We start from the raw sequence: 25532 nt of genomic DNA on the forward strand, positions 1-25532 counted from the left end.
CACTACCTCCCTTCCTCTCCGTGAGGCTTCAGCGGCAGCTTGATTCTCACCAGAGTTCCTGCCTCTGCACTTTCAAGCTCCAGACCATAGGCGTCACCAAACAGATAAGAGATACGCCGATGCACGTTGACGATGCCGATCTGTGATACCGCCGTAACCATGTCCTTTTGCAGCAAATCGAGCTGTAAGGCACGGAGTTTGGCTGCCGGAATGCCAACACCGCTATCCTGAATCTTAACAACAAATTGATGATCATTTATTTGAGCAGCTGAAATGACAATATGAACAGGCTGTGCACTCGTTTCAATGCCATGAATGACACAATTTTCAACCAAAGGCTGTAAAGCGAACTTCGCAATAATTTGTCCTTCTGCCCATTCAGGGATCTGGAATTCATAGGTGAGTTTATCGTCAAACCGATATTTCTGAATCCGTAAATACATATCACATATCTGGATTTCCTGCTGCAAGGAGATCGTTGCCCCAGCATGATTCAAATTGTAACGCAGTAGACGAGCAAGAGAAGCAACTAGCACAGAGATGTCGGTCATATCCTTTTCCAGTGCCATCCCACGCACCGTTTCTAAAGCGTTCATGAGAAAGTGCGGATTAACCTGCGATTGCAGCACTTTCAGTTCTGTCTCTTTTTGGCGCAGCTGAAGATCCTTCTCTCGGAGTTGTGAGTAGTAAATTTCATCGAGCAGTACCTGGAGCTTTTCTACCATTTTATTAAAATCGTTCGTTAGCTGCCCAATCTCATCCTTGGATTCGATATCCACGCGAGCCAGAAAGTCGCCCTCTTTCACTCTTTTCATGAAAAATTGCAGCGCCCTCACAGGTCGAACGATACTCGTAGCAAAACCAATCCCAATCAAATAGGCAATTAATAATGTGGCAAGGACCGTCCACCAAATCGTTCGCCGAATATACTCGGTTCCACGTGTCAATTCTTCTTCAGGGATTGTCGTCACCAACCGCCAATTTAAATAGGATGACAGGCTGAAGGTGTAGAAAGGCTTATCTCCTGTTTGCGCTTGGTAAGATCCGCTTTCCTGCTGTAAAATCCATTTTAATTGATCCCAATCCGCCAAATGACCTATTTCCTTATACTCAGGTGAATAAATATAACGCCCGTATGAGTCGAGAATAGATAAATACCCTGTTCGGCCAATTGTAACCCGTTCAGCAATCTCTTGAATCCGTTTAAAGTTGACCTCCATAATTAGCGTTGCAACCGGCTCTAATGTATTGGGACTCACTAAGCGCTTCACGATGGAGAGAACAGACACATATTCCAGCTCATAGCGCTGAGAAGGCGGTCTTATGATCAACATAATATCACTGTTGGAAGGTACACTGGCAAACCATGGCTCCTGTATTAATTGCAGCGCCGGGGTCACATTTTTGTTCATGCTTGTATCCAAGACCGTCTGGTTTTCCATAACAAGCATGATCCGAGAGATGTCTGATCGAGAGTAAGCGGTATCGTTCAATAGCTGCATCATGGGCTCGCGGATGCCTGAATTTTTCACTTCCTGTTCGCTTGTCATCCTAAGAAACTGCTGCATCGAAGGATGATTCTGCATGCGAATCGAGTCGATCTCGAAATCTCGAATATAGTATTCAATATGCAGCTTGACTTGCTCAATGATTTGCTTGTTGCTCAAATTGGCTTCCTCGCGAAGCACTTCGGATGATTTCTGAAAAGAAATAAGCCCAACCACAAGCAGCGGAATGACAACCAGCATAGCCGAATAGACGAGCAATTTCACTGTCAATGGACGATCACGCAAAAACAAGCTTCTGTAGAACCATATCCAAGCTTTACGACCTCTTCTACTCATGTTCAGCCTCCATTCCGCCGAATTTGTAAACGCATTCAAATCTTAGGAAAGAAAAACCAGCTGCAAGCGCAACTGGTTACCGTTTGACAAGATCTTCGCGAATCGGTGTGAAGACATCTAACAATGCGGATTCTTCTAATGCTGTAACACCATGCTTGGCGTTACTTGGTATGTAGACCGTCTGGCCTTGCTCGATAACGGTCACAACACCATCTATAGTAAACTCAATTTTTCCTTTTAAGCAATAGGACATTTGTTCATGCACATGGCTGTGTTGGTAACCAATGGCTCCTGGCTCGAAATGAACCTCCATCATCATTAAACCAACCTCAGCTTTTAGAATACAGCGCTGAACGCCTGGCTCGGCTGCTTCCCATACGCCAATATTAGACATCTGACTTTCCCCTTTCATAATTAAACGATCTAACGAAACAAGGATAAACGACTTCGTCGTCCTTCAGGGACGAGCGCGTTTGTCAAGGTAGATGCGAAGCAAAAGTATAAAACTTATACTTTCTTATCTACAAATAAAAGGACCGCAAGCGGTCCTTCACTTACTTTTTAATTATATCTGAGAAGCACCTAAATGAACATACTTGAATCCAAACGAACATTAAGAGTTAACAGCTGCACGATCCTTCCCTTTGTCCGCTTCCCCTGCATTTTTATTCGCAGCTTCACGATCCTGCTGCATTTCTTCCACCGTTTTCACTTTCAAACGAGCTGCACCTTCGTAGCTGCGCGTAGGAACGAGGTTCCCAGCTGCGAGACGTTGCTTTGCTTCTGTAATAGCCGCGCCATACTGAGGCAGCCATGCCTCCTGAGCGACCAACATTTCATCGACCATTTGCCAAATTTCTTTGGGATTGCAGACAGCTCCTACGAGCGGATCCATCATAAACGCTTGACGAAGCAGCTTATCATCGCCATGTACAGCCGCTTCCACCGCAAGCCGCTGCACGGAAATACTCACATTGCATACTGCTGCTGGTCCAAGCGGCAGGTCCCCAACATGCGGCATCGAGATGCCGTTGCGATCTACATAGCCTGGTGCTTCGATAATCGCATCATCAGGCAGATTCGAGATGACACCGTTATTGACTAAGTTGAAATGTCCGCGATAGACGCGTCCTGTCTCAAGACCTTCAATAATATAAGAGCCATGCTCTTCACTGCGTTTCTCGGCATCGTAAACAAATGCCTTATCCTTCATCCAGTTCGGAAACTCCGTTTCGAACCAGTTGCGTCCCTCCGTGCAAACACGCAGATAACCGCCTGTTTCTCCATTAATCCAGCTGCCCATGTCAATCCAATCTTGGATTTCACTAGCACGCTTTCGGTACCAAGGCACATACTCGCTTAGATGTCCATTGGATTCTGTACTATAGTAGCCAAAGCGGCGCAGCATGTCGATACGCACTTTCTCCGTACGTGTGAACTCCGGATGGTTCTCGAAGGCTTCAAGCAGACCGCCTGTCAAATCTTGACCGTTGTGACGGATCTGTACATACCACGTTTGATGATTGATGCCTGCGCAAATAATGTCTACTTCTTTTTTCTCCAAGCCGTATACTTCCGCGATTTGTTTATGCCCATGCTGAACACCGTGACAGAGACCGATCGTCCGCACACCGCCATACTTGTTGCAAGCCCAAGTCAGCATGGCCATCGGATTCGCATAATTTAACAGCAGCACGTCAGGCGCAGCTACTTCCCGAATATCTTGGCAAATGCGAAGCATTTCCGAAATGCCGCGCTGACCATACATTATGCCGCCTGCACATAGCGTGTCGCCCACACATTGGTCAACACCGTATTTCAGCGGAATATCCACATCGGTGGCAAAAGCCTCCAGACCTCCCACACGAATCGTACATAAGACATACTTCGCATCTTTCAAAGCTTCTCTACGATCTGTAGTAGCTTGAATCTCTATTTTCAATCCATTTTCTCGAATATCCCTTTGGCACAGCTCGGTAACCATATCTAAATTATGTTGATTAATGTCTGTAAAAGCGACTTGAATATCGTGAAATTCAGATACGGCTAACAAATCTCGAAGTAATCCGCGTGTAAATCCAATACTCCCTGCTCCAATAAAAGCCACCTTAAATGACATATCTATCGTCCTCTCTATCGTTTAATCTACAATTCACATTGTATCAAGCGCGAAAGAGAAAACGTTATCAAATTCCTAACTTCATGGGAGATGATTTGTCAAAAATCCCAACTTTTTTCTGGATATTCCCACTTTGAAGTATCCATTGATTTACGATATTCCGTAGGGGTTAAATCAGTATAGTCTTTGAAAAGCATATGAAAATACTGTCGGCTCCCAACCCCGATATAATCGCATATTTCTGAAATCGGCACATCGGTTTCCAGCAGCAGCATTTTGGCTTTTTCCATTCGAATCACGGTTAAATAAGCCATAAGGGTTTGCCCCGTTAAAGATTTGAAAATCCGCTGTAAATACCCAGGGTGTAAATTTACGACTCCAGCAATATCCTTCACTTGAATGTCGCGGTCATAGTTCTGGTGCAAATAATCCATGCTCTGTTTCACATACCACTCACTTTGCGCCATGCCGCTGCTTGCTGCTTCTTGCCTAAGACGTGCAATTCGAATGAGCAGTTGAGCGATGAGCAATTGAACCATCGTTTCACTTTTGGCAGCAGCTTTATCCAGTTCAAGCACCAAGCTTTTCATAATGTGGTAAACCTCATCGGGGTCGCGCAGTACCAAATAAGGCGATTTGACCTCCAGTAAAGTAGCTAAAAGCTTGTCTTCTGCGGCCAGTTGATGAATAGATGGGAACACACCCTTTTGCTGGGTAAAGCGGAACTCTACATTTAGCATTCTACAGGGAGCAGCCTCGTCAACGATCAATCGATGGGAGACATTAGCGTCCATAATAATGAACTCTCCCTTTTTGAGACTAACACTCTCTGTTTGTGTAGGCAGTGTTTGGATTTCAATGTCACAGTAACCTTGTATGGTATACATTATTTCTACCGCATCATGGCGATGAAAGGGCATATTGAAGCCTTGCCATTGTTTAAAATAATACGCCATCACCTGAGGAAGGCAGTGATGCTCGGTCAAAAAGGCGTGAAAAAGGCTGCCGCTATTCTGCATGGGAATCTCCTTTCCCCCAAGATGAAGTCCTTATTTCTGAAGGGGTTTTACCTGTTTGCTGCTTCACCAATCGCGCGAAGTGGTAACTGGTTTGGAACCCGCTTCGCTGAGCAATTTCCGATATCGATAAACCCGTATGGGCTAGTAACTCAATAGCACGCAGTACACGATAGTGCCATACATATTTAATCGGCGTCGTTTGCTCGTATTTACGGAAAAGTCGGACCAAATGCTCATCTGAAACTCCCGCATGCGCGGCAATCATCGTCAAATCGAGTCCTTCCTTGAACTCTTGATGAATATAAGCTTTCGCACGTAAAACAGATGGATGAATGTCTTGCTGCAGCTGCGCTTTGGACAGTTCGGTTAGAAACAATTGAATCGCTGTGAGGCCGAGACTTCGCATGACAGGACCTGTATCCGCATGCTCGGATCGGATCGATAGCATAAGGTCTGTTATTCGGTTCAAGTGTTCTGAGATTGGGAGACTAAACGGAACCTGCTCCAATGCTTTTACTTCATCCACAGATAATAGTTGGACGCTTATCGCCACCCAACGATGCCAGCTGTCCTGTTCATCTGCAAATGTAAAATGCTCAATGTGCCCTGGCTTCAGAAGTGCCACATTGCCGGGCTCCAGTCGGAAGAGGACTCCATCAATGGTCACTTCCATAGAACCAGTATGTAATAGAACCAGCTGAATATCTTGTTGGATGCGAGGACCATACTTGCCGCCCGGCGGATATACAATCGTACCGACCGTAGCGGAATCGATATGATTAAAACTAAGATGTTCCAACGGATTCGCCATGTGCTTCATCTCCAGAAAAGCTGTGTCATCATTAAGGCAATTGTAACCGCCTGTAGGTAAAAAGAAAATCCCTTCGTGTGGAAGGGATTTTGCACCTTAATTATCGTTTAAACAAAACCGGAAAATACTCATTTGCAAAAGCTTGACCGTGATAAGGGCGCGGTCCTAACAGACGGGAATTGTCATGACGCTGCACGCCTGCGCGGTAGCTGGTGCCGCCCGGCATCAGATGCGCGACGACAGACATACGCGGCTCATTCGTCTTGTTAGCTCCCGAGCCATGGAACGTAAGAGCGTGATGAAAGCTTGCCTGACCTGCCTTCAAAATGCAGGGCTCTTCGACCCATTCGCGGCCTGCCGCATATTTGTTCCTAAGCTCCTCCATGTTCGGATCGAAGAACGTGTTGCTATCAGGTATCAATCCCCACTTGTGAGAGCCAAGAATGGTCATCATCCCGCCGTTGGTTAGATCCGTGTCCTGCAGCGCGATCCAAACGGTTACCATATTCGGATTGTTGGAGCATTGCCAGTAGCCGTAATCCTGATGCCAGCCCACGTTGCCGGACTGCGTCTCCTTGTCACCGACACCTGGTTTATAAATAACTTGATCGTGCCACAGCCGAATTTCATCGGTCTCCAGCAAATCGGCTGTAAACTCACCGATTAACGGATCCGTGACGGTTTTTCGGATCTCGTCATTGATCCACCATCCATTATCTAGCTTGCGGAGCGAATCGGGGTTCGAGTTCGCACGGTAATGGTTCATTGGGAGCCCATCGCCATCGTAATCGCCAGCCCAAACCCGCTCATGCGCAAGTCGCAACCGCTCGATTTGATCATCGTCCAGCAGCTTCGGAGATATCCAGTAACCATCGCGATTGAATGTATCCTTATCCTGAGCCGTAATTTTGTATGTTCTCTCTGCTTGCGAAGTCATCATAAATTCCTCCTTATACGTCTTGCTTTCATCATACTTAATCCCTGGTTGATTGACGTTCACAGAGCTATAAAGTAGTATGAGAAACACATAAGACAAATGAAAACACCCGAATGTAGAGGAGGTCTCTCCCCATGCCTACGAAACAAGGTCCACGCTGGACTTACGACATCAATAAGGAAAATCGCATACTAGGAGTTCCGGAGCTGCTCCTTTTCGGCTTCGATGAGATTAGGTCGGCATTGCCCCTTCCCTATCATAAGCATGACGGATACGAATTCGTTTTGGTTGAACGGGGCAAAGCCAGCTGGGAGCTGGGTGGGCACGTCTATGAGACAAAAGCAGGTGACGTGTTTCACACAAGTCCTGGCGAGGTTCATCGCGGGGGCTTCAACGTGATTGAGCCCAGTCGATTCTGGTGGTTCATCGTCACACCACCACTTTCGGATGATTGGTTGCGCTTGCCGCAAGACGAGAGTGAATGCTTCAGACATGCACTAGAGGCACTGCCCAGAGTTACGCATACTGGTCTGCAAGCCGTTGACGACATTAGACAGTTGCGAAATGCGATAAATTCCAACAGTCCATTACGAACCTCCTCTACCCGCCAAGCGCTGCTAGGGATGCTGCTTCGAATTCTTCAGCCTAGTCAACAAATGGTTTCTCTCGCAGACGATCTATTGCGTCAATTGGATGCACTGATAGGCCGGATCGCGGAAGAGCCGCAATGGCGCCCCACCATCGAAGAAATGGCTGATTTTGTCCGGATCAGTCCCTCCCACTTCTTCCGCACCTTCCAGGAATACACAGGGCTCCCGCCAATGGTATTTATTGAACGCGCACGAATTAAAAATGCCTGCGGACTGCTTGTTGAAGGCACAGATACGGTAACAAAGATTGCCAATGAATTGGGTTACGCGTCCAGTCAACATTTTGCCACCGTGTTTAAACGCATTACAGGCATGACCCCGATCCAATGGAGAATGAATCAAACTAAAAATGAGACCGTCGATTCATTCGTCTGATCTAGCTCTACATTGAGGTGTCTTAAATCGGGATCAATCGTCATATATACTGGGTTGAGGTTGCTAGATGAATGAAGGAATGAATCCATATTCGCGGTTTTATGATAGTGATGTTGCAAAAAGTGCAGCAATTGCTGCCTAAATCTCGCCTCTTTCCCTTCGTTGTTGCATTATGTACAACAATTTGGCCCTATATAGGCCATTTCGCAACAAATGGACAGAATTGTTGTACAAACTGCAACTTCAAGTTGCCAAATAGCCTTTTGGCGTGTGAATTGTTGTAGAATATACAACAATGGTAACCACGATTGCCCATCTACTCTCGCGAAAGCTGAATGACTCTAAAATCAGATTTTGGAGTTATGCCTACCAGCTGTGAGGAATAGTTACTTACCGAGATATTGTGCATATCCAAAATCTCACTTAGCCTAGCAAATATTCGTTGCAAACTATCCTAAATAAGGTAAGCATCGTCGACTTACCCCTAACCCCGAATGAAAAAAGGACCTTGTTATCTACACATGTAGACAACAAGGTCCTTTGCAGCGCTCTCCCATCCTCGGAAGAAGCTATTCCACTCCTAATCCCGATCATCAGGTTCGCTGGTCGAGAACACCTTTTTCACATTATCCATGATTTCCTCAACAGCCTCACTCAGCATATCTGTTGGTGTTGTGGCCTCTTCCTCAGGAAGAGTGGGAATCGTGTCGTTACATACGTGATCGAAATAATGATTTTTATCCATGTGATAACCTCCTAAGTGTAAAACAGTCTCGTTTGTTTGTTGTTTACTTATTGCTCAGACTTTATCCACCCTAACTGAAACTTTTGAAATATAGGTCCAAAAACCCTTGCCTAAACCCTATTAATGGAGTAAATTAAACCTATATGAACACATATCAACATAATTAAACCAATTTTGAGGAGAGATTAACCGATGGATATCCGCTACGCATCACACCCGAATGAAGTTAAGCAATTTGACACTGAACGCCTGCAAGCTGAATTTCAAATTAATTCTTTGTTCTCACCTAATGATATTAAATTAGTGTACTCCCACGTTGACCGTTTCATCATTGGTGGCGTGCTTCCTATTACAGGCGCACTTCAATTACAAGCTGACAAGAAAGAAATGGCTGCTGATTATTTCTTAGAGCGCCGCGAGATCGGTATTATTAATGTAGGCGGCAGAGGCACGATCACCGTTGATGGAACGGTTTACAACATGGATTCCAAAGATTGCATTTATATTGGTCTTGGCGCGAAGGATATTACGTTTGCTAGTGATAACGCTGCTGAGCCAGCGAAATTCTACTTTAATTCCACGCCAGCTCACCAAACATATCCAACAGTGAAAGTCGCCATCAGTGAAGCTACTCCTACTCACTTAGGCAGCATCAATACATCCAATGAGCGCACGATTTACAAATACATCCACACTGGCGGCGTAAAAAGCTGTCAACTCGTAATGGGTATGACGCTTCTGAAGCCAGGCAACATGTGGAACACGATGCCTTCTCATACACACAATCGTCGTTCCGAAGTTTATTTCTACTTTGACATGCCAGAAGATGCAGTAGTGTTCCACATGATGGGCGAACCGCAGCAAACACGTCACGTAGTTATGCGCAATGAGCAAGCTGTCATCTCCCCAAGCTGGTCCATTCATAGCGGTGTTGGCACGAACAATTACACCTTCATTTGGGGCATGGCTGGCGAAAATCAAATGTTTGATGATATGGACGCCGTGGCCATGAAAGATTTAAAATAGTCGGTAACCTCTATTTAGAAACGGATGAGAACCGATGAACCCTTTACGCAGATATGAAACTATTATGGAAATACTACTGGCACAGAAAGAAGTAACCGTTAACGAGCTTAGTGAACGGCTGGACGTTACAGGTAAAACGATTCGCGAAGATTTGGCTAAACTCGAAGAAAAAGGGCTGCTTGTCCGCATTCATGGCGGCGCGGTGCTCGCTCAAAGTGATCAGCTTGGCATTCTTTCAACGAAAGAACCGATCATTAAGCATGCCGATCAGAAATCCGAAATCGCGACGATTGCTCTGCGATACATTCAACCAAGAGATATTATTGCCCTCGATGGCGGCAGTACAACACTTGAAATTGCTAGGCGGCTGGAGAATCAGCCGCTTACTGTTGTAACGAACGATTTATTTATTATCTCTGAGCTCTTGCATAAGGAAGAAATCCGCTTGGTTGTTCCAGGCGGCTACCGTCTGCGCAACATGCTCGCAGGTCCTGAAGCCGTGGAATATGTGAATAAGCTCAACATTCAGAAATCGTTCATTTCTGCCACTGGAGTTCATTTACAGCACGGCTTTACCATTTACACGAGTGATCATGCCGATTATAAACGTGCATTGATTCGATCCAGCGCAACGGTTTATGGCGTTGCCGATCATTACAAATTCGGCCAGTGTGCCTTACGAACATTCGCTTCGTTGTCCGAGGTGGCTATGATTCTAACAGACAGTGCTCTACCTGCTGATATTGCCAAGCAGTACCGTGATGCTGGCATCCAGATCGTAACTCAATAGTGAAAAGGAGTATCCTTCATGACACTTTTTAATTTAACAGGCAAAACAGCCTTCGTAACCGGCGCTTCCGGCGGTCTTGGTCAAGCGATGGCAATCGGCCTTGCTGAAGCAGGCGCGAACGTCATTGCTGTATCCTCTTCCGAAAGCGTTCAAACGGTAGAAGCCATCCGAGCACTTGGCGGAAAAGCCGAGCTGATTGCAGCTGATCTTAGCAACGAAGACATCCTTGATGATGTGGTAAACAAAGCCATCGGCATCTACGGCGGCATCGATATTCTCGTGAATAATGCCGGAATCATCCGACGTACGCCAGCTGTTGACCATGCACGTCAAGATTGGCACGATGTCATTGATCTGAACTTGAACTCTGCCTTCTTCTTGTGCCAGCTGATTGGCCGTCACATGATTGAGCGCGGCAGCGGCAAGATCGTGAACATCGCTTCCATGCTGACTTACCAAGGAGGCATTAATGTTCCTGGCTACACAGCGAGTAAACATGCTATTGCTGGTGTTACCAAAGCATTAGCGAACGAGTGGGCCGGGAAAGGTATCCAGATCAATGCCATCGCTCCTGGTTACATGACGACCAATAATACAGCTCCTATCCTCAAAGATGAGAAACGCACACAATCCATTACAGATCGGATTCCGGCAGGCCGTTGGGGCTCACCAGAGGATTTGAAAGGTCCTGTTGTTTTCTTGTCATCGAATGCATCGGATTATATGAACGGACACGTACTATGCGTGGACGGCGGATGGATGGCTAGATAGATGGGAATTGGTACATTAGCCCATACCGTCGGACATCTTCCATTGAAGCAATTAACAGAGAAGCTAAGCGGACGAGGCATTGACTTCGTTCAACTGGCACTCAGCAAAGCAATCAGTGATTTTGACACCAGCCTCGGCAGGCTCAGCCCTGCTCTTGCCAACCACATTGGCGAGCACTTCCACCGTGCTGGTATCCGGATTGGCGTGCTTGGCTGTTATATCAACCCGATTCATCCAGATCCGCAGCAGCGGCGTCATGAAATTAACCGTTTCAAAGAGCATCTGCGTTTTGCCAGAGACTTTGGTACCTCTATCGTTGCGACGGAAACAGCTGACTTAACGACGTACCTCTCGCAGGATTCCGAGCGTTATGAGGCTATTGGTTGGGAGATCCTCAAGCAAACAATTGAAGAATTGGCAGAGGAAGCGGAACGTTGGGGTGTCTTCATCGGACTCGAACCGGTATTCACTCACACATTATCTAGCTGCGATAAAATGGTCCGGATTTTGGATGAGGTTCCATCCAGTAATCTGGGGGTTGTATTTGATCCAGTGAATCTACTGCCACCCGCTGCTGTTGAATCGCAAGAAGTTTTTCTGGATCAGGCCTTTGCTGCTTTCGGTGACCGGATTGTCCTCGCCCATCTTAAGGATGTTGTCATTCAAAACGACAAGCTAAAAGAGGTACGATCTGGTAAGGGTATTTTCCAAACGAAATCGTTCTTGGAGAAGCTGTACCGGGCAAAGCCAGGCATCGATATCTCTTTAGAACAGCTTGCTGATGATACGCTTGACGAAACTTTTCAGTACGTAAGAAGCCTTATGGGTTAAAAATAAGCCCCGTTCTCTCTTTCATTGGAGGGATTGGGGCCTTTCCTATTTGAATGACGCCTATTTCTTTATATCAGGCTCTGTCATGACTTCGTACGCATTACCCAGATAAGACTGCAGCGCCTTTAACGCCGCAACCCCCACCGCAATGTCATCCTCTCCATTCCCTCCACTTACACCAACTCCGCCAATGACACTCCCGTTCACCACAATCGGAAGCCCCCCGACGAAAATAGCAAATTTACCAGGCATCATCGCATGAATACCAAATGCCTCACCATGGATAGTCGCTGGACCACCGGGCTGATTGAACAAATGCGTAGAACGCCTATGACCGCTAGCTGTAAACGCCTTAGCTATGGCGATTTCCGGGCTCGTATTGCGAGCGCCATTCATTCTTTCTAATGCAATTAGATACCCGCCATCGTCTACGATACATATCGTTTCGGCTGCATTCGCTTCTATTGCCGCTTGTATGCCTGCTGCGATCATGACCTTCGCTTCCTCTACTTCAAGCTTAAATACCGATTTCACTATGTAATTCCCTCCCCGCTTGTCGGCCTTTATGAGGTGCGCAACGAACGCCTCTTCCATTCATATGGGGACGTGAAGGGTTTAAGTCATTGTCGTCACTCGAAAAAAGATATTGAATTTCGGTGAGGGAAATTGTAAGATTATAGAAATTAAACCGATGTGTGACTGGCGTAAACATGGATAACCATGAGGGAGCACATTGTAAACAGCCGGACGCCTGGGCAAAGTATTTGATCCTTAATCAAATGCTTTTTTGTGCTTTTATGACAATTGAAAGGTCAGGTGGCTGTTTATGAAAATCGCATTTGTACTATTCGATGGAATGACAACGTTAGACTTTGCTGGCTTCTTTGAAGCTATCACATGGATGGGCATTTTGGGGGCTAAAGAGAACGTCACTTGGGATTTCTGCTCCAATAAGGAGGAAATTACGGACGACCGAGGCTTAACCGTCAAGGTAACACATGTCTATCCCGATCTATCGGTTTATGATCTCCTGTTCGTACCTGGCGGATTTGCAACGAGAAGCCTTAGATTCGACGCTGCCTTCATCACTTGGCTCCAAACCTCAGGTAATGTGACATACAAAGTTTCTGTGTGTACAGGTGCGTTGTTACTAGGTGCTGCCGGATTCCTACATGGAAAAAAGGCAACCACAAATCCCTCCGCCTATGAGTTATTGACGCCTTACTGTTCCGAAGTCGTTAAAAAACGAATCGTCAGAGACGGGAATCTCTTTACCGGTGGCGGCGTTTCGGCCTCTATTGACTTAGGATTATTCGTTATTGAATCGCTCACTGACTCAGATTTCGCACAGCAAGTTCAACAAAAGATGGACTACCCTTACTATCAAGCGGGGCAGATTTCTAAAGTGAGTTTGGAGTGATTAAGCTACTCAAAAAGGATAAACGGAATACACTTGCCTTTGTAGAGAGCTAAAGTGAGAGTATGGGTGTTGTTGCACTTCATACAACATTTCCCTAGCGAATCCACGTTTTCCTAGCGATTGTTGCACAAAATACAACAATTCCAGCCGAAAGTAGCTTTTTAGCAGGAAACACAGCTATATTTTTGTACAAAATACAACATCTTCACCTTAACTCAGTCGAAATGATAGAAATTGTTGTACGCCGTACAACAATTTCCTCCCCCTCATTCCCCAGATCAACCGGAAGACCAAATACCAAGAAAACACAATCACTTCCCAGCTGTTATGCCTGTATTTTGTATCCACAATCTCACTCGAGCCGAGTACGAATTGCCATTCGCTGTCGAACTCGTCGAACTTCTTTAGTGTAGCCGTGCTTCTCCCCTTCTTAACAATGGCTAAGTTCCGCCTCCCCAAATGACCCGCAACAAATAAATAAGCCCACCCAGCACTCATAAAGTGTCTGGATAGGCTTATCTGCCTTATTTTTTAGGTTGTTCACGATTTACGCGAACCGGTCGCTCAACCCAGTTCTCACGATTCATACGTTGAACCTGATTAATCGGATTCTTAAGATCGATAACCTCGACCGATTTACCCTCCGCTTGCATGGTGGCCGCGAGCTTTTCCTTATAACCTGTTCCAGCCGCTGGTCCGCCACCTCCGTTGCGTTTACCCTTGTTCCAAACTCTACCTTTACTCATTTCACCACTCCATTTTTGTTTTAAGTGTAAAGGCACGAAGAAAAAAACGCAAATTTTTACTTCAAAACCTTTTCTACTTTTTGTCAAAAAGGGTGCCTGCTCCAAGACCAGTCACTTCACGGGCCCCATACTTCCTATGATCACCTTAACGGAAACGTGAATGTCCGCCTTCGACAGCTCTTCTCCCCAATGATCCTCCACTTTCTTGTATTGACTATATTCGTGGGCCCGAGCGTAGAGACCAAGCCCGATTGGGTCGATTTGATGCTTCTGTATGTTTTTGATGAGGTTATCGAATTGCTTTTGCATATGTTCAGAAATCATTTTCTCTAACTCTTTTCCATTCTTTCGTACATTAAAAGGGAATAAAAGTTCAGTAATACCGGCTGGCATTTTAATGTTGATATCGAACCGAAACTTGTTCTGCTTATACGAGGTTTTTATTTTCGTTTTCATTCCTTGAACCGATATACTTAAATGGTCTGTATGGAATGGACCGCTCTTCTTCTCACCAGGAATCGGAAGTGTAAAGCTAACAGGTTTCTTGGCATTTTTATTCAATATTTGAAGTAAACCGGTTTCCTCTGTATTCAACGAGGTTTTATATTTCCCTTTATGATCAAGCAGCATTATGCCAACCAGCCTGATCTGTTTGGCCTTGTCTAACTGAATTTCGGACATATAGGGCGTAACCCCCTTCTCATACATTTGCCAATGCAGCTGCTGTAGTGTTGTTTTTGCCGTTTCTGATCGAGCGCTCTTCGTATCGACCATCCCCCGCAACAATAAAGGTAACATCGGCTGATCTTTCGGATGTAGATATATAATATCGGAAATAGATCCATCGACTGCGATGATTCTAGGTGTTAATGGATTTTTCATATCACGAAAAAAGACGTCAAGTATCCGGAACCAGTCTTCATGTTCCAAGATGCGTTTCCCGATAAGCATGACTTGAACCTTTCTTCCTGTAATTACACCCGGTGCAAATTCATCTTGCTGCTCTCTCGATTGACGAATCGTTAGCGATTTCACTTCAACTTCTAATGTTTTCTTCTTGATATCTCTACCGTAAGAAGGGCTATTCAAAAATACAAGCAAGTTGTTGTCTTTATCGAGATCCATGCCAAGAGCGAGGTTGTTTGTGGAATCTTCCATATCCAACCGGTCACTGCACCCCGGAACAATAACGATAATAATCATGAAAATAATCAAAACGTACAGCGGCCGCTTGTTCATAAGTGCTTCCTCCACCCCAAACGATCATGTATCCATACATACAGTAGTAAACAACCAGGAACTATGTACTCGACAACAAAACCGATCTGACCAAGTAAAGTATTCATCCGTTCGCTTTGAAAAAAAGTAGGCATGAAGAAATACGTGCCCACAGCGATGAATAGCCAAAGTAGCCGCAAATGATTACGGTGATCCTGCTTTCCGATTAGCCAAGTTGTGCAAAAAACGCTCATGTACATCGTGGGTATCCATGACAATGAAAAGATAAGCAAATAAAACGCGATAAATAGCACTTCGATCCGTGATATAATCTTAAACTCGATAGCTTTCAATACATTGATCGTCGGTTCGTTGTATGCGATAATTTCATCTGGACCGAAATAGACGAAACAAGTAACGGTAATGAACACATACATGAGCATCGTCAGTGTATACGAGATAACGATTCCTGCTGAAGCCTTCCGCTTGTTTTTGAGAAACGGATACAAAATAAACGTGGTTGAAAAACCTATATGATAATATAAAGTGCCAGGTAACGCTGCGAAAACAGGCTTCCATCCTTCTTTAAGCACAGGAAGCAGACGGAGCCAATGAGCGTCCTTAAGCGGAATCAAATAAACGAAGGGGATCCATAGAGATAGGAGTATAATCACTTCCACATATCTGCCCAATATGCGTGGTCCGTTCCGCACAATAACATAAGTGGGAATGAGCAGCAGAAGCATAACGATATAAGCAGGGGTATGCTGCAAAAGATATTGCTTTGTAATCAATATCGTATATACGAGACCTGTGTATCCGTAGTAAAAGAGATAGATGGCAAAAAGGATAGCCCCCGCTTTGCCTGCCCATTTGCCCAAATACATCGACAATAGATCTAACACGGTACCGTCTGGGTACCTCTTCATCACTTGTATGACGATTAGACTCGCCACTATGGAGATGATCCAAACGATGATGAGCGCAATCCAGCCTGCCGTGCCTGCCTGTTCGGCTAATACTCGCGGCAGCGACAAAAATCCGATACTCACAACCATTCCGAAGTTGAGAAGGATATACTGCATGAAGGTGATTTCATTCAAGGCATATTTTTTCACTTGTTGTCCCCCTAGAGCTTTCCATTAAGAAGCTGCATCGTATGCATACAAGGCTGTTACTTCACTGATCCCATAGCTCCTATGATTGTTTTCACGGAAACATGAATATCCGCATTGGCCAGCGTTTCACCCCATTGATCTTCCACTTTCTTGAAATGGCTATATTCATGCGCTTGCGCATAGAGGCCGAGCCCTATCGGATCAATTTTATCCGTTTGTATTTTCTTGATGAGGTTTTCAAATTGCATTTGCACTTGTTCGGTAATCTTATTCTCCAACTCTTTTCCTTGACTACGTACGTCGTAAGGGAACAAAAGCTCCGATAGTCCTACGCGCATGGTAATGTGAATATCGAACTGAAATTTGTCCTTGAGGAAAGAGGTCTTGATTTTCACCTTTATTTCATCCGCGTTTAAACTTAATTTATCTGTATGGAATGGTCCAATCTTCATTTCGCCGGAAATGGGAATTGTTAAGTTGACGCTCTTTTTTGTATTTTTTTTCAAAATGCGCAGTAGAGTAGTTTCTTGCATGTTCAGAGAATCAGCAAATTTCCCTTTATGATCCAACAATGTCGTCCCTGTCATCGCAATCTGCTTATCTTTCATTCGAACTTCAGAGATGATAGGAGTGACACCCTTTTCACGTAGTTGTTGGTGCAACCCCTGTAAAGTCGTCTTTACCGTTTCCGATCGGGCATTCTTCGTTTCTACCATTTCCCTCAGCAATAAAGGCATCATCGGCTGATCTTTCGGATTCAGGTAGATGATTTCAGAGAGAGGTCCATCGAAAGCAATGATCCTTGGCGTTAACGGATTTTTCGGATCGCGAAACCAAACATCCGTTAATTGGAACCAATTTTCTTGCTGCAATATTCGCTTAGATACTAGTAGGACTTGAATACTTCTCCCTTGGAAAACACCATCTGTATAACTGTCTTGTTTTCCTCTTGATTGCCGATTCGTCTGTGGTTTCACTCTAAGTTCACGCGTTTTTTTCTCAACATTTTTGCTGAAAACTGGAGATGTGCTATATAGAATGAACTCGTTTTCTTTATCGAGATCAAAACCTACTAATAAAGCATGTGTAGCCTCTTCCATATCTAACTTGTCACTGCAGCTCGCAATGATGACGACAACCGTGGCGATGAGTATAAGATGAAGGAGCCGCTTGTTCCTAAGCGCTTCCCCCACTGAAAACGATCATGCATCCATAAATATACGAGTAAACAACCGGGAAAAATATATTCGATTCCAAAACCAATCTGAATGAGAAAATCATTCATGCGATCTCTCTGATTAAAAGTTGGTATGAAGAAAAACGTGCTCACAGCAGTGAACAACCACAATATCCGCAAATGATTGCGGTGATCCTGCTTTCCGAGCAGCCAGCTTGTACAAAAAACGCCCATGTATATCGCGGGTATCCACGCCATTGAAAAAATAAGCAAAAAAAACGCGATAAACAGCACTTCCATCCGTTCTACAAAATTAAATTCAATGGCTTCTAAGATATTAACCACAGGTTCGTTGTACTTCTGAATTTCATCCGGGCTGTAATAGACAAAACAGATAACCGTAATGAACAAATATCCAAGCATCGTCAGTGTATCGGAGATCATGATAGCGCTAGAAGCTTTTTGTTTGTTCTTCAAAAAAGGATACAAAATAAACGTGGTAGCAAATCCGATATAAGAAAAGAACGTTGTAGGTACCGCTGAGAATACAGGCTTCCATCCTTCCTTTAATAAGGGAACCATATTGAGCCAGTGGGCGTCCTTGAGCGGAAATAAATATACAAATGGTATCCACAAAGAGATCATAAAAACAAGTTCCGCATATCTGCCCAAGACGCGAAGTCCATTACGTGCAATCACATAAGTGGGAATGAGCAATAATAGCATGACGGTAGATGCCGAAGTTTGCGGCAAAAGCCATGCCTTCGTGAGCAATACCGCCTCAACGAGCCCAGTATAAGCGTAGTAAAAGAGATAAAGGGCAAAAAAGATGGCAGCCACCCTGCCTGCCCATTTGCCCAAATATCGTGCTATTAGATCAAATAATGTTCCTTCGGGGTGCTTTTTCATCACCTGAATAACAATCAAGCTTGCCACAACCGTAATAGCCCAGCCGATGATAAGTGCGATCCAGCCATCCGTGCCTGCCTTCTCGGCTAATTTTCGCGGCATTGCCAAAAAGAATACACTCACTTGTATGCCGCTATTAAGAAAAATATATTGCATAGAGGTGATCTCATTGTAAGCATATTTCTTCATTTCCCATCACCTTTTGGACGATTTGTTCCTTGCCTCTTCGATTGGGTCGCTCTTGTGCCTAGAGGTCGCTTGCCCATTATCCACAACGGTAAACGAATGAACGTATCTTTCCAATCGGCAAAACGAACCGGCGCGAAAGGGGTATTGTACGGGGTTCCAAGCGATTCGAGAGCAATCAGATGTCCGATCATTGTCATCAAACCAATAATGATGCCAACAATGCCGAACATGGAGGCAGCTATCATCATGCCGAAGCGGATAAGCCGAACGGCTGCGACCATATCATAATTGGGCAGGATGAACGATGCAATAGCCGTAAAGGCAACGACAATCACCATGATATTACTGATGAGTCCTGCCTGTACGATCGCTTGCCCAATGACAATCCCCCCAACAATGCCAACGGTTTGCCCGACTGGAGCTGGCAGGCGCACACCTGCCTCACGCATCATTTCTAAAGTTACCTCCATGAGGATCGCTTCTACAAATGGCGGAAAGGGCACTCTTCCTCTGAACTCGCCAATCGTGAGCAGTAATTTAACAGGAATGATCTCGAAATTATAGGAAATGACGGCAATGTAGAATGCCGGCAAAAATATAGCGACGAAAAACGCCAATATCCGCAGCAGCCGTATAAAAGTAGCAATCGACCAGCGTGTACTGTAATCGTCGATGTTCTGAAAAAAAGATATAAATGACACTGGTGCGATCAACACGCTGGGCGAGCGATCGACGACAACAGCGAATCTTCCTTGCAATATTTGTGAAGCTGCAGCATCTGGTCTTTCCGTCGTTATAAATTGCGGGAATGGGGAATACGGATTGTCCTCGATCCTCTCTGCCAACTCACCTGTGTTAAGGATGACATCGACATCAAGCTGCTGAATCCTATCTTCCAGTTCTTTCAGCATCTCAGGATTCGCGACATCTGCTAAATATAAGATAGTAACTAAACTGTTCCCTCTTCGTCCAACGATCAGCTCTTTCATTTTCAATTCACGATTTTGAATATAGCGACGGATTAAAGCAATATTTTGGCTTCCTGTTTCAACAAAGCCTTGATGTGCTCCTTTTAAAGAAGTCTCAATCTGTGGATCTTCAATTGCCCGCTGCGGCCACCCTTGCGTTCCTAAGGCGTAGACTTCCGTTCGTCCGCCAATAAAGAGAATACTGCTGCCATGCAAAATGGCAGATTCAATTTGGTGCCAAGATTTCAACGGATCGATTTGACCTACATTTATCGTAAAGCCATATTCCGAATCGCCGCTTCCCGTTTCAAATTGAAGAGGCCGAAGGACATTATTATTGATTGCGTTTTTATCTATGAGTCCAACCAAGTAGACTAGCGCAGCTTGGTCCCCAGACTCTTTGATGATAAAATGCCGCACAACCAGATCGGGAGTTTGACTGAACTGACTATGTAAATAGGTAATATTTTGCGCCAACGAAGCACTTATCGAGTCGCTAGGCGGCTGATTAATTTGCTCTGGAACCGAACGATACTTCTTCCCTCCGAACCAGTTTGAAAATAGCAACGAAACTTCACCACCCTCACCCCTATTCTTCCTTTTATTATCCAAAATTATGTATTCATGACAAAGGCTGAACGCCAATGAAACGGAAGTAAGGATACGATACTCATAGAAAAAAGCAGCCACCGTTTATCGGTGTGCTGCTTCTGATTTACAAGATTGAGCCTATTTCCATACGGCCATACTTTACGCTAACATTTACCCTTGCAGCTCAAATGCCTTGGCTAACAAACGATATGAATGAATGCGCGCATCCACATCATGAATCGGGGATACGACCATAAACTCATCAGCTTTATACGCCTCGTTCAGCTTGAGAATCTCCGCTTTTACTTGCTGTGGAGTACCCACAATACGCTTGTGTTGGCGACCACGTATTAGGGCCAAATCAGCTTCTGTATACGGATAATTCATAGCCGTTTCAACGGAAGGGAATGAGGGCAGCAGCGCGCCGCGGCCAAGAGATAGGAAGAACAAATCTGTACTCGTCGCTAGTCGGTTTGCCTCTTCTTCCGTATCGGCACAAACGACTAAAACCGCTGCAAGCGAATGTGGCTTATCATTCAAAATAGACGGTTTGAATTCCTCGCGGTAAATCTGCAGCGCTTGTTCACAATCGGCATTGCCAAAAAACTGGGCAAAACCAAATGCAGCCCCTTGTTTAGCAGCAATGCTGGCACTGTCATAGGAAGAACCGAGCAGCCAAATTTCCGGTGCTGTCGGAATAATTGGAGACGCGTGCAGTGCGGCAAAGCGATGGTTCGCAGGCAGCGAATCATATAAATACCCTGTCAAGTCTGCAACTTGCTGCGGGTATTGATCTACGCTCGTGTATTTCCCCTCTTGCAGCGCTCGCGTCGAGATGGGCATGCCGCCTGGCGCACGTCCAAGGCCAACATCAATCCTTCCTGGATGCAGCGCCTCCAGCAATCGGAAATTTTCTGCTACTTTGTATGCACTGTAATGCGGCATCATGATACCGCCTGACCCTAAGCGGATCCGATTCGTTTTTGCAGCTAAATGAGCGATAAGTACTTCTGGGCTTGAGTGAGCAAGCGCCTCAGAGGCATGATGCTCTGACACCCAGTAACGCGTATATCCAAGTTTATCTGCCTCTTGCGCCAGCTCGGTCGTTTCAACCAGCGTTTGCGCGGCGTTGCGACCTTCTCCTATTTGTGATTGGTCCAAAATCCCCAATTTTAACATGCTCGATCACCTCCTTTTAACTGTAACATATTTAAGCACAGAATAGCAAAAAACAGCCAGAATAGCTCCCGGCTGTCTTTAGGCATCTACTTATTGGGCAAGTTGAACTTGATCGAATAAAGTCTTCTTCAGGAAAACCAACGTATCCGTTTCATCCAGCGGCCTTTCGTGAAAGGCTTGATAACCTTTACGTTCATACATAGGAAGCAGCCAAGGATGATTCTTCGACGTTGCAAGGACAACACCGGATGCCAACAAGGTGTCTCTGACGATGACCTCTTCCACATAAGTCAGCAGCCGATTGCCGACGCCTTGATTTTTGAATTCAGGTAAGACAGCGAACCAATACAAAAAAGGCAGATCGGTCAGTTCTGGCAAATTTTTCAATGAAATGGTTGCTGCAATAGAGCCGTCAATTTCCAAGACATAGCTTGTATTTTCTAAAAGGTTCTCCCGAATCAAGTCAATATCCGCATTCGCGGCTCTAAATGTAATACCTAATTCACGAATCGACTCATAGGCGCCATCAATGACTTTGTATTGTTCTTCTGCATCATCAATCGTCGCCAATCGATAAATCTCACTCATATAGGTCACCTTCCTAGTTGATATGGGCAGCAAGGTCATCTCTTACCGAGAACCTGGATAAGGTAAAAGGAGCGATATCTTGCTCGGTTATGCCTTCCCTTGAAAGATCTGATAATATTTCTCCTACTACACTTGCGAACTTAAAGCCATGACCTGAGAAACCACCAGCCACTAGGACATGAGCATGTTCCGGGTGACGATCTATAATAAAATGTTCATCAGGTGTTAATTCATATTTACAAACGGCTCCCCGAAGCACTTGACCCGCAGCTTGTGGCAGAAAGGCTTCCAAGGCTTGCCGCAGATCCCTCTCATCTTCGGTATAATGACCGAACGGTTCAAAGGGCTGCCCTGGCTTCCAAGGCTGACCGGCATCATGCCGACCAATCTTGACACCGGAACCATCGATGCTAGGGAAGCCATAGAACCCGCCATTTTCCGCGCCAAATGTAAACCCTGGAAACCTAGCTGAATCATATAGAGATTCGTCTGATTTGAACCAAGCGACAGCTTTACGAACGGAACGAATCGGCAGCTGAATAATGGCATTTAACTTACTAAACCATGCCCCGGCAGATAAGATTAACTGATCTGCATGATAAGCCCCATCTAGTGTTTGTACGGTAACGCCGCTCTTTCCTATCTTAATGCTTGTCACTGGTGTATTGACCAGGAGTCTTGCACCTGCGGCCAAAGCTTGCTGGCGATAGGCGCGTACGCAAGCTTCACTGTACAGAAACCCCGCTTCCTGTTCATACAAGCCTATGTAGGAATCTGGTGGATTTACGCCCGGCCAACGTTTACGAATTTCATCCGCGTCTAGTTGATCAACCTTCAGTCCAAAGGCAGCTGTAGACTTTAATTTACTCCCCATATGCAGGGACTCTGCAGCTCCCATATTCAGAACCCCGCTGCGTACAATAAGCCGCTGTCCGCTTGCTTCCTCAAGCTCCTTCCACAGCCGGTCGGATCTAAGCGCCATTGCCGTGTAGGTGGAACTGCCTGTGTAGGCATGACGGATAAGGCGAGTCTCCCCATGATGACTGCCTGCCACATGGGGTGGATCAAATTTATCAATTAATAATACTTTCACCTTGTTTTTGGCCAAATGGTATCCAGCGCTCATGCCCATCGAGCCGGCTCCTATAACAATGACATCATATGAGGTTGGCATAAGTCACACTTCCTTGCTCATATAATCGCTGCGCGTAGTTCGTTAACCGAATCATACGACTCCTCCTCGATTGTAGACCGTTACTTTTTTCTCCAAAAATGAAGTAAGTCTTTCTGCTAACAAGGTCAACCCCCAGTAAATAAAGGCTGCGGCAATATATGCCTCGAGAAATTTCAAGCTCACTGAAGCAACAACGCTTGCTTTGCCAAGGAGCTCCATTTGAGACACCGTAAAGGCAAGCGATGATGTATGCAGGAATCCAACAAAAATGTTGCACAAATTGGGTAAAATAACACCAATCGCTTGAGGAGCTACGATTCGCCAAATCGCTTGAGGTGTTGTCATGCCAATGGCATGGGCAGCTTCGATTTGACCTCGGTCAACCGATAAGATACCGGATCGAATGATCTCAGACATATAGGCACCAGCCGTGATAGAAAATGCCGTCAACACGATAAGCAGAGAAGGGATCGATGACGATTTGAACCCCCAACCGTAATACGCAGACAACCGATCAATGACGAGTGGCATCCCAAAGTAGATGACAAAAATATGAAGCAGAATCGGCGTCCCGCGAAGAAAGGATACGTAGAAATCTAGGAGACGATGAAAATATTTCACTTTGTAGATACGAGCGAAGGCAGTTAATAAACCAATGCCGAAGCCGATAACAAGCGGGATAAAGGTCAACACCAAGGTTAACGGTAATGCCTTTAATATTTGGAAAAAGGCCGTATAAATAAAAAAAATATCGATTTTCATGTCCTCACCTCACCCCGCTAATGAACGCTCATGCCTTTGCAGCCTGAACTCCGTCACTTTAAATACTTTTTCCAAAATTAATACAGTTACGTAATAAATGATCGTTAAACTGATATAAACTTCCAGCGTATGAGCCGTAGCCGCAATCAATGTTTGTCCACGCCCCATCATATCCATGACCCCAATCGAGAAAGCCAGCGACGTATCTTTGAGGAAACCAATCACCGAATTCGCAAAGTTAGGGAAGGCAATAAGTAAAGCTTGCGGCACAACGATTCGAGAAAAGGATTGTTTACCGGTCATGCCTACCGCATAAGCAGCTTCGGTCTGGCCCCGATCGACGGCATTCACAGCCGCCCGGATGTTTTCGGATTTGAATGCGGCAATACTAAGCCCATAGGTAATAATCACGAAATAAATCGGATCCCATCGAGAAATATTGATATCGATAATCTCGAGCAGCATCGGCAAGCCATAGAAAACAAGAAATAATTGGATCAAAATCGGTGTTCCACGGATAAACGATACGTACACGATGGATAGTTGGCTAAGCACCGGAATACGATATAACCGAGTTATGGCGATCAACGTGCCTAGGATGAGACCTAATGTGAGTGAAGCTACAAGAATGAGCAGGGTCAAAGGCAGGTAGTAGAGCAGCTTCGGCAGAAACTCAGCAACAAGAGTAATATCGAATGATTTCCCCATCTAGCTACCCACGGTATAGTCGGCTCCCAGCCACTGCGTACTTAATTTACCGAGTGTTCCATCTGCTTTGATGGCTTTCACAGCTTCGTCAATTTTCTTTTTTAGCTCTTCTTGATCCTTGCGTAAAATGAAGTAAACTTTGGAGTTGGACAGCGGCTCACCTACTGTTTTCAGCTGCGCATCTACCGATTTATTAACGAAATCAATCGCAAACTGCGTACTAATCGAGGCATCCGCACGACCTTGCTTGATGAGTGATTTCGCATCCTCACCTGCTCCTGTATAAACGATATTAATACCGGTGTTGTGTTCTTTGTTATACTTTTCTGCTAATACAGCCGCGTTGCTTGTTGCTGTTACCAATAACTTCTTACCTTTAAGATCATCAATGGATTTAACAGTATTGTTGTCTTTGTGAACGATAATTTTGTTCGGGAATATATTATAGGCTTCATCATTGAAAAGGAATTTCTGCTTTCTTTCCTCGTTCACTTCCATTTGGTGAGCAATGAAGTCGATTTTATTCGTCTCCAAGCTCAGCAAAAGGTTCTTGAATTCCATTGTTTTGAGCTCAAATTCATACTCAGGAAGTCGTTTATCGATTTCTTTGACAAGCTCTACATCATAACCCGTAAGGTTGCCCTTATCATCAATAAAGCAAATGTTCGGGAATTGTGTACCTGTTCCCACCACAATTTTTTTAACCGCTTTTGGTGCTTCTGTTGCTTGTGCTGCAGGTGCTGCTGCCCCGGCGGATGGTGTCGTGTTGACCGTTTTGGTTTGAGCCGCACATCCTGCTGCGAATGCAGCCGTAAGAATAAGGGATGAAAGTACCGTGAATTTTTTCATGATTAAAATGCCTCCTGA

Annotated in this window: 27 protein-coding genes and 1 riboswitch; of the genes, 6 read left to right on the forward strand and 21 right to left on the reverse strand. The window is 45.1% G+C overall.

What is annotated here, in order from left to right:
* Positions 1 to 2: 2 nt before the first annotated feature.
* The 6 genes from GC102_RS10230 to GC102_RS10255 form a co-directional block, all read right to left on the reverse strand.
* The gene (locus GC102_RS10230; RefSeq protein WP_171689420.1) at positions 3 to 1844 is read right to left on the reverse strand and encodes a sensor histidine kinase; all 1842 of its coding nucleotides are present in this window, start codon (positions 1842 to 1844) and stop codon (positions 3 to 5) included.
* Between the two features lie 76 nt (positions 1845 to 1920).
* Positions 1921 to 2238: a cupin domain-containing protein gene (locus GC102_RS10235; protein ID WP_171642082.1), complete on the reverse strand. Its 318-nt coding sequence runs from the start codon at positions 2236 to 2238 to the stop codon at positions 1921 to 1923.
* A gap of 219 nt (positions 2239 to 2457) precedes the next feature.
* Positions 2458 to 3963: an alpha-glucosidase/alpha-galactosidase gene (locus GC102_RS10240; protein ID WP_171689421.1), complete on the reverse strand. Its 1506-nt coding sequence runs from the start codon at positions 3961 to 3963 to the stop codon at positions 2458 to 2460.
* Positions 3964 to 4061: 98 nt separating this feature from the next.
* Positions 4062 to 4982 (reverse strand): AraC family transcriptional regulator, encoded by a 921-nt coding sequence (locus GC102_RS10245; protein ID WP_171689422.1) that lies wholly within the window; start codon positions 4980 to 4982, stop codon positions 4062 to 4064.
* Entirely contained in the window at positions 4972 to 5793 is an 822-nt protein-coding gene (locus GC102_RS10250; RefSeq protein ID WP_171689423.1) for an AraC family transcriptional regulator, read from the reverse strand. The genes GC102_RS10245 and GC102_RS10250 overlap by 11 nt, the downstream gene beginning before the upstream one ends.
* Positions 5794 to 5893: 100 nt before the next feature.
* A complete protein-coding gene (locus GC102_RS10255; protein WP_246320846.1) occupies positions 5894 to 6733 on the reverse strand; it encodes a phytanoyl-CoA dioxygenase family protein in 840 nt (279 codons plus the stop codon).
* A gap of 131 nt (positions 6734 to 6864) precedes the next feature.
* Here GC102_RS10255 and GC102_RS10260 point away from each other — a divergent pair, with 131 nt between their 5' ends.
* Complete coding sequence (locus tag GC102_RS10260; protein ID WP_171689424.1) at positions 6865 to 7755, forward strand: helix-turn-helix domain-containing protein; 891 nt, start codon at positions 6865 to 6867, stop codon at positions 7753 to 7755.
* A gap of 580 nt (positions 7756 to 8335) precedes the next feature.
* Here GC102_RS10260 and GC102_RS10265 read toward each other — a convergent pair.
* On the reverse strand, positions 8336 to 8500 hold the full coding sequence (locus tag GC102_RS10265) for a hypothetical protein (protein ID WP_171689425.1): 165 nt from the start codon (positions 8498 to 8500) through the stop codon (positions 8336 to 8338).
* A 192-nt stretch (positions 8501 to 8692) separates the two neighbouring features.
* Here GC102_RS10265 and kduI point away from each other — a divergent pair, with 192 nt between their 5' ends.
* Genes kduI through GC102_RS10285 form a run of 4 tightly spaced genes read left to right on the forward strand, consistent with a single transcriptional unit; the run spans position 8693 to position 11918 of the window.
* On the forward strand, positions 8693 to 9526 hold the full coding sequence (kduI, locus tag GC102_RS10270; RefSeq protein ID WP_171689426.1) for a 5-dehydro-4-deoxy-D-glucuronate isomerase: 834 nt from the start codon (positions 8693 to 8695) through the stop codon (positions 9524 to 9526).
* Positions 9527 to 9560: 34 nt separating this feature from the next.
* Complete coding sequence (locus tag GC102_RS10275) at positions 9561 to 10316, forward strand: DeoR/GlpR family DNA-binding transcription regulator (protein WP_171689427.1); 756 nt, start codon at positions 9561 to 9563, stop codon at positions 10314 to 10316.
* Positions 10317 to 10334: 18 nt separating this feature from the next.
* Positions 10335 to 11087: a 2-dehydro-3-deoxy-D-gluconate 5-dehydrogenase KduD gene (kduD, locus tag GC102_RS10280; protein WP_171689428.1), complete on the forward strand. Its 753-nt coding sequence runs from the start codon at positions 10335 to 10337 to the stop codon at positions 11085 to 11087.
* Positions 11088 to 11918: a sugar phosphate isomerase/epimerase family protein gene (locus GC102_RS10285; RefSeq protein ID WP_171689429.1), complete on the forward strand. Its 831-nt coding sequence runs from the start codon at positions 11088 to 11090 to the stop codon at positions 11916 to 11918. It abuts the gene before it with no gap.
* Between the two features lie 60 nt (positions 11919 to 11978).
* On the opposite strand, the gene GC102_RS10290 is transcribed toward GC102_RS10285, so the two are convergent.
* Positions 11979 to 12452 (reverse strand): GlcG/HbpS family heme-binding protein, encoded by a 474-nt coding sequence (locus tag GC102_RS10290; RefSeq protein ID WP_171689430.1) that lies wholly within the window; start codon positions 12450 to 12452, stop codon positions 11979 to 11981.
* Between the two features lie 151 nt (positions 12453 to 12603).
* Positions 12604 to 12682, forward strand: a riboswitch (ZMP/ZTP riboswitch).
* Between the two features lie 62 nt (positions 12683 to 12744).
* Between GC102_RS10290 and GC102_RS10295 the strand changes: the two genes are divergently transcribed.
* Positions 12745 to 13338: a DJ-1/PfpI family protein gene (locus GC102_RS10295; RefSeq protein ID WP_171689431.1), complete on the forward strand. Its 594-nt coding sequence runs from the start codon at positions 12745 to 12747 to the stop codon at positions 13336 to 13338.
* Positions 13339 to 13548: 210 nt separating this feature from the next.
* Here GC102_RS10295 and GC102_RS10300 read toward each other — a convergent pair whose 3' ends face one another.
* From GC102_RS10300 to GC102_RS10360, 13 genes are all read right to left on the reverse strand, one after another.
* Positions 13549 to 13836, reverse strand: coding sequence for a hypothetical protein (locus GC102_RS10300; RefSeq protein ID WP_171689432.1), 288 nt, complete (start codon positions 13834 to 13836; stop codon positions 13549 to 13551).
* A gap of 26 nt (positions 13837 to 13862) precedes the next feature.
* Entirely contained in the window at positions 13863 to 14084 is a 222-nt protein-coding gene (locus GC102_RS10305) for a hypothetical protein (RefSeq protein WP_171689433.1), read from the reverse strand.
* A 111-nt stretch (positions 14085 to 14195) separates the two neighbouring features.
* Positions 14196 to 15323, reverse strand: coding sequence for a Ger(x)C family spore germination protein (locus tag GC102_RS10310; protein WP_171689434.1), 1128 nt, complete (start codon positions 15321 to 15323; stop codon positions 14196 to 14198).
* A complete protein-coding gene (locus GC102_RS10315; protein ID WP_171689435.1) occupies positions 15320 to 16420 on the reverse strand; it encodes a GerAB/ArcD/ProY family transporter in 1101 nt (366 codons plus the stop codon). Before GC102_RS10315 ends, GC102_RS10310 begins: the two co-directional genes overlap by 4 nt.
* Before the next feature lie 56 nt (positions 16421 to 16476).
* Entirely contained in the window at positions 16477 to 17613 is a 1137-nt protein-coding gene (locus GC102_RS10320) for a Ger(x)C family spore germination protein (protein ID WP_171689436.1), read from the reverse strand.
* Positions 17523 to 18695 (reverse strand): GerAB/ArcD/ProY family transporter, encoded by a 1173-nt coding sequence (locus GC102_RS10325; protein ID WP_171689437.1) that lies wholly within the window; start codon positions 18693 to 18695, stop codon positions 17523 to 17525. The genes GC102_RS10320 and GC102_RS10325 overlap by 91 nt, the downstream gene beginning before the upstream one ends.
* Positions 18692 to 20230: a spore germination protein gene (locus GC102_RS10330; RefSeq protein WP_171689438.1), complete on the reverse strand. Its 1539-nt coding sequence runs from the start codon at positions 20228 to 20230 to the stop codon at positions 18692 to 18694. Before GC102_RS10330 ends, GC102_RS10325 begins: the two co-directional genes overlap by 4 nt.
* A 195-nt stretch (positions 20231 to 20425) precedes the next feature.
* Positions 20426 to 21433: an LLM class flavin-dependent oxidoreductase gene (locus GC102_RS10335; protein ID WP_171689439.1), complete on the reverse strand. Its 1008-nt coding sequence runs from the start codon at positions 21431 to 21433 to the stop codon at positions 20426 to 20428.
* 90 nt (positions 21434 to 21523) lie between these two features.
* Positions 21524 to 22021 carry a GNAT family N-acetyltransferase gene (locus GC102_RS10340; RefSeq protein ID WP_171689440.1) on the reverse strand — a complete coding sequence of 166 codons (498 nt, stop codon included), beginning with the start codon at positions 22019 to 22021 and terminating at the stop codon, positions 21524 to 21526.
* Positions 22022 to 22034: 13 nt separating this feature from the next.
* Positions 22035 to 23195: an N-methyl-L-tryptophan oxidase gene (gene solA / locus GC102_RS10345; protein ID WP_171689441.1), complete on the reverse strand. Its 1161-nt coding sequence runs from the start codon at positions 23193 to 23195 to the stop codon at positions 22035 to 22037.
* 51 nt (positions 23196 to 23246) lie between these two features.
* The gene (locus GC102_RS10350; protein ID WP_171689442.1) at positions 23247 to 23957 is read right to left on the reverse strand and encodes an amino acid ABC transporter permease; all 711 of its coding nucleotides are present in this window, start codon (positions 23955 to 23957) and stop codon (positions 23247 to 23249) included.
* 9 nt (positions 23958 to 23966) lie between these two features.
* On the reverse strand, positions 23967 to 24665 hold the full coding sequence (locus tag GC102_RS10355; protein ID WP_171689443.1) for an amino acid ABC transporter permease: 699 nt from the start codon (positions 24663 to 24665) through the stop codon (positions 23967 to 23969).
* The gene (locus tag GC102_RS10360) at positions 24666 to 25514 is read right to left on the reverse strand and encodes a transporter substrate-binding domain-containing protein (RefSeq protein WP_171689444.1); all 849 of its coding nucleotides are present in this window, start codon (positions 25512 to 25514) and stop codon (positions 24666 to 24668) included. It abuts the gene before it with no gap.
* Positions 25515 to 25532 lie beyond the last annotated feature (18 nt).

This window comes from Paenibacillus germinis (assembly GCF_013141785.1).
In the GTDB taxonomy this organism is placed as follows: Bacteria; Bacillota; Bacilli; order Paenibacillales; family NBRC-103111; genus Paenibacillus_E; species Paenibacillus_E phytorum.

Bases quoted from the DNA above. Each gene is read 5' to 3' on its own strand.
- GC102_RS10230 (WP_171689420.1), bottom strand. From the start codon at position 1,844: ATGAGTAGAAGAGGTCGTAAAGCTTGGATATGGTTCTACAGAAGCTTG.
- GC102_RS10235 (WP_171642082.1), bottom strand. From the start codon at position 2,238: ATGTCTAATATTGGCGTATGGGAAGCAGCCGAGCCAGGCGTTCAGCGC.
- GC102_RS10240 (WP_171689421.1), bottom strand. From the start codon at position 3,963: ATGTCATTTAAGGTGGCTTTTATTGGAGCAGGGAGTATTGGATTTACA.
- GC102_RS10245 (WP_171689422.1), bottom strand. From the start codon at position 4,982: ATGCAGAATAGCGGCAGCCTTTTTCACGCCTTTTTGACCGAGCATCAC.
- GC102_RS10250 (WP_171689423.1), bottom strand. From the start codon at position 5,793: ATGGCGAATCCGTTGGAACATCTTAGTTTTAATCATATCGATTCCGCT.
- GC102_RS10255 (WP_246320846.1), bottom strand. From the start codon at position 6,733: ATGATGACTTCGCAAGCAGAGAGAACATACAAAATTACGGCTCAGGAT.
- GC102_RS10260 (WP_171689424.1), top strand. From the start codon at position 6,865: ATGCCTACGAAACAAGGTCCACGCTGGACTTACGACATCAATAAGGAA.
- GC102_RS10265 (WP_171689425.1), bottom strand. From the start codon at position 8,500: ATGGATAAAAATCATTATTTCGATCACGTATGTAACGACACGATTCCC.
- kduI (WP_171689426.1), top strand. From the start codon at position 8,693: ATGGATATCCGCTACGCATCACACCCGAATGAAGTTAAGCAATTTGAC.
- GC102_RS10275 (WP_171689427.1), top strand. From the start codon at position 9,561: ATGAACCCTTTACGCAGATATGAAACTATTATGGAAATACTACTGGCA.
- kduD (WP_171689428.1), top strand. From the start codon at position 10,335: ATGACACTTTTTAATTTAACAGGCAAAACAGCCTTCGTAACCGGCGCT.
- GC102_RS10285 (WP_171689429.1), top strand. From the start codon at position 11,088: ATGGGAATTGGTACATTAGCCCATACCGTCGGACATCTTCCATTGAAG.
- GC102_RS10295 (WP_171689431.1), top strand. From the start codon at position 12,745: ATGAAAATCGCATTTGTACTATTCGATGGAATGACAACGTTAGACTTT.
- GC102_RS10300 (WP_171689432.1), bottom strand. From the start codon at position 13,836: ATGAGTGCTGGGTGGGCTTATTTATTTGTTGCGGGTCATTTGGGGAGG.
- GC102_RS10305 (WP_171689433.1), bottom strand. From the start codon at position 14,084: ATGAGTAAAGGTAGAGTTTGGAACAAGGGTAAACGCAACGGAGGTGGC.
- GC102_RS10310 (WP_171689434.1), bottom strand. From the start codon at position 15,323: ATGAACAAGCGGCCGCTGTACGTTTTGATTATTTTCATGATTATTATC.
- GC102_RS10325 (WP_171689437.1), bottom strand. From the start codon at position 18,695: ATGAAGAAATATGCTTACAATGAGATCACCTCTATGCAATATATTTTT.
- GC102_RS10335 (WP_171689439.1), bottom strand. From the start codon at position 21,433: ATGTTAAAATTGGGGATTTTGGACCAATCACAAATAGGAGAAGGTCGC.
- GC102_RS10340 (WP_171689440.1), bottom strand. From the start codon at position 22,021: ATGAGTGAGATTTATCGATTGGCGACGATTGATGATGCAGAAGAACAA.
- solA (WP_171689441.1), bottom strand. From the start codon at position 23,195: ATGCCAACCTCATATGATGTCATTGTTATAGGAGCCGGCTCGATGGGC.
- GC102_RS10350 (WP_171689442.1), bottom strand. From the start codon at position 23,957: ATGAAAATCGATATTTTTTTTATTTATACGGCCTTTTTCCAAATATTA.
- GC102_RS10355 (WP_171689443.1), bottom strand. From the start codon at position 24,665: ATGGGGAAATCATTCGATATTACTCTTGTTGCTGAGTTTCTGCCGAAG.
- GC102_RS10360 (WP_171689444.1), bottom strand. From the start codon at position 25,514: ATGAAAAAATTCACGGTACTTTCATCCCTTATTCTTACGGCTGCATTC.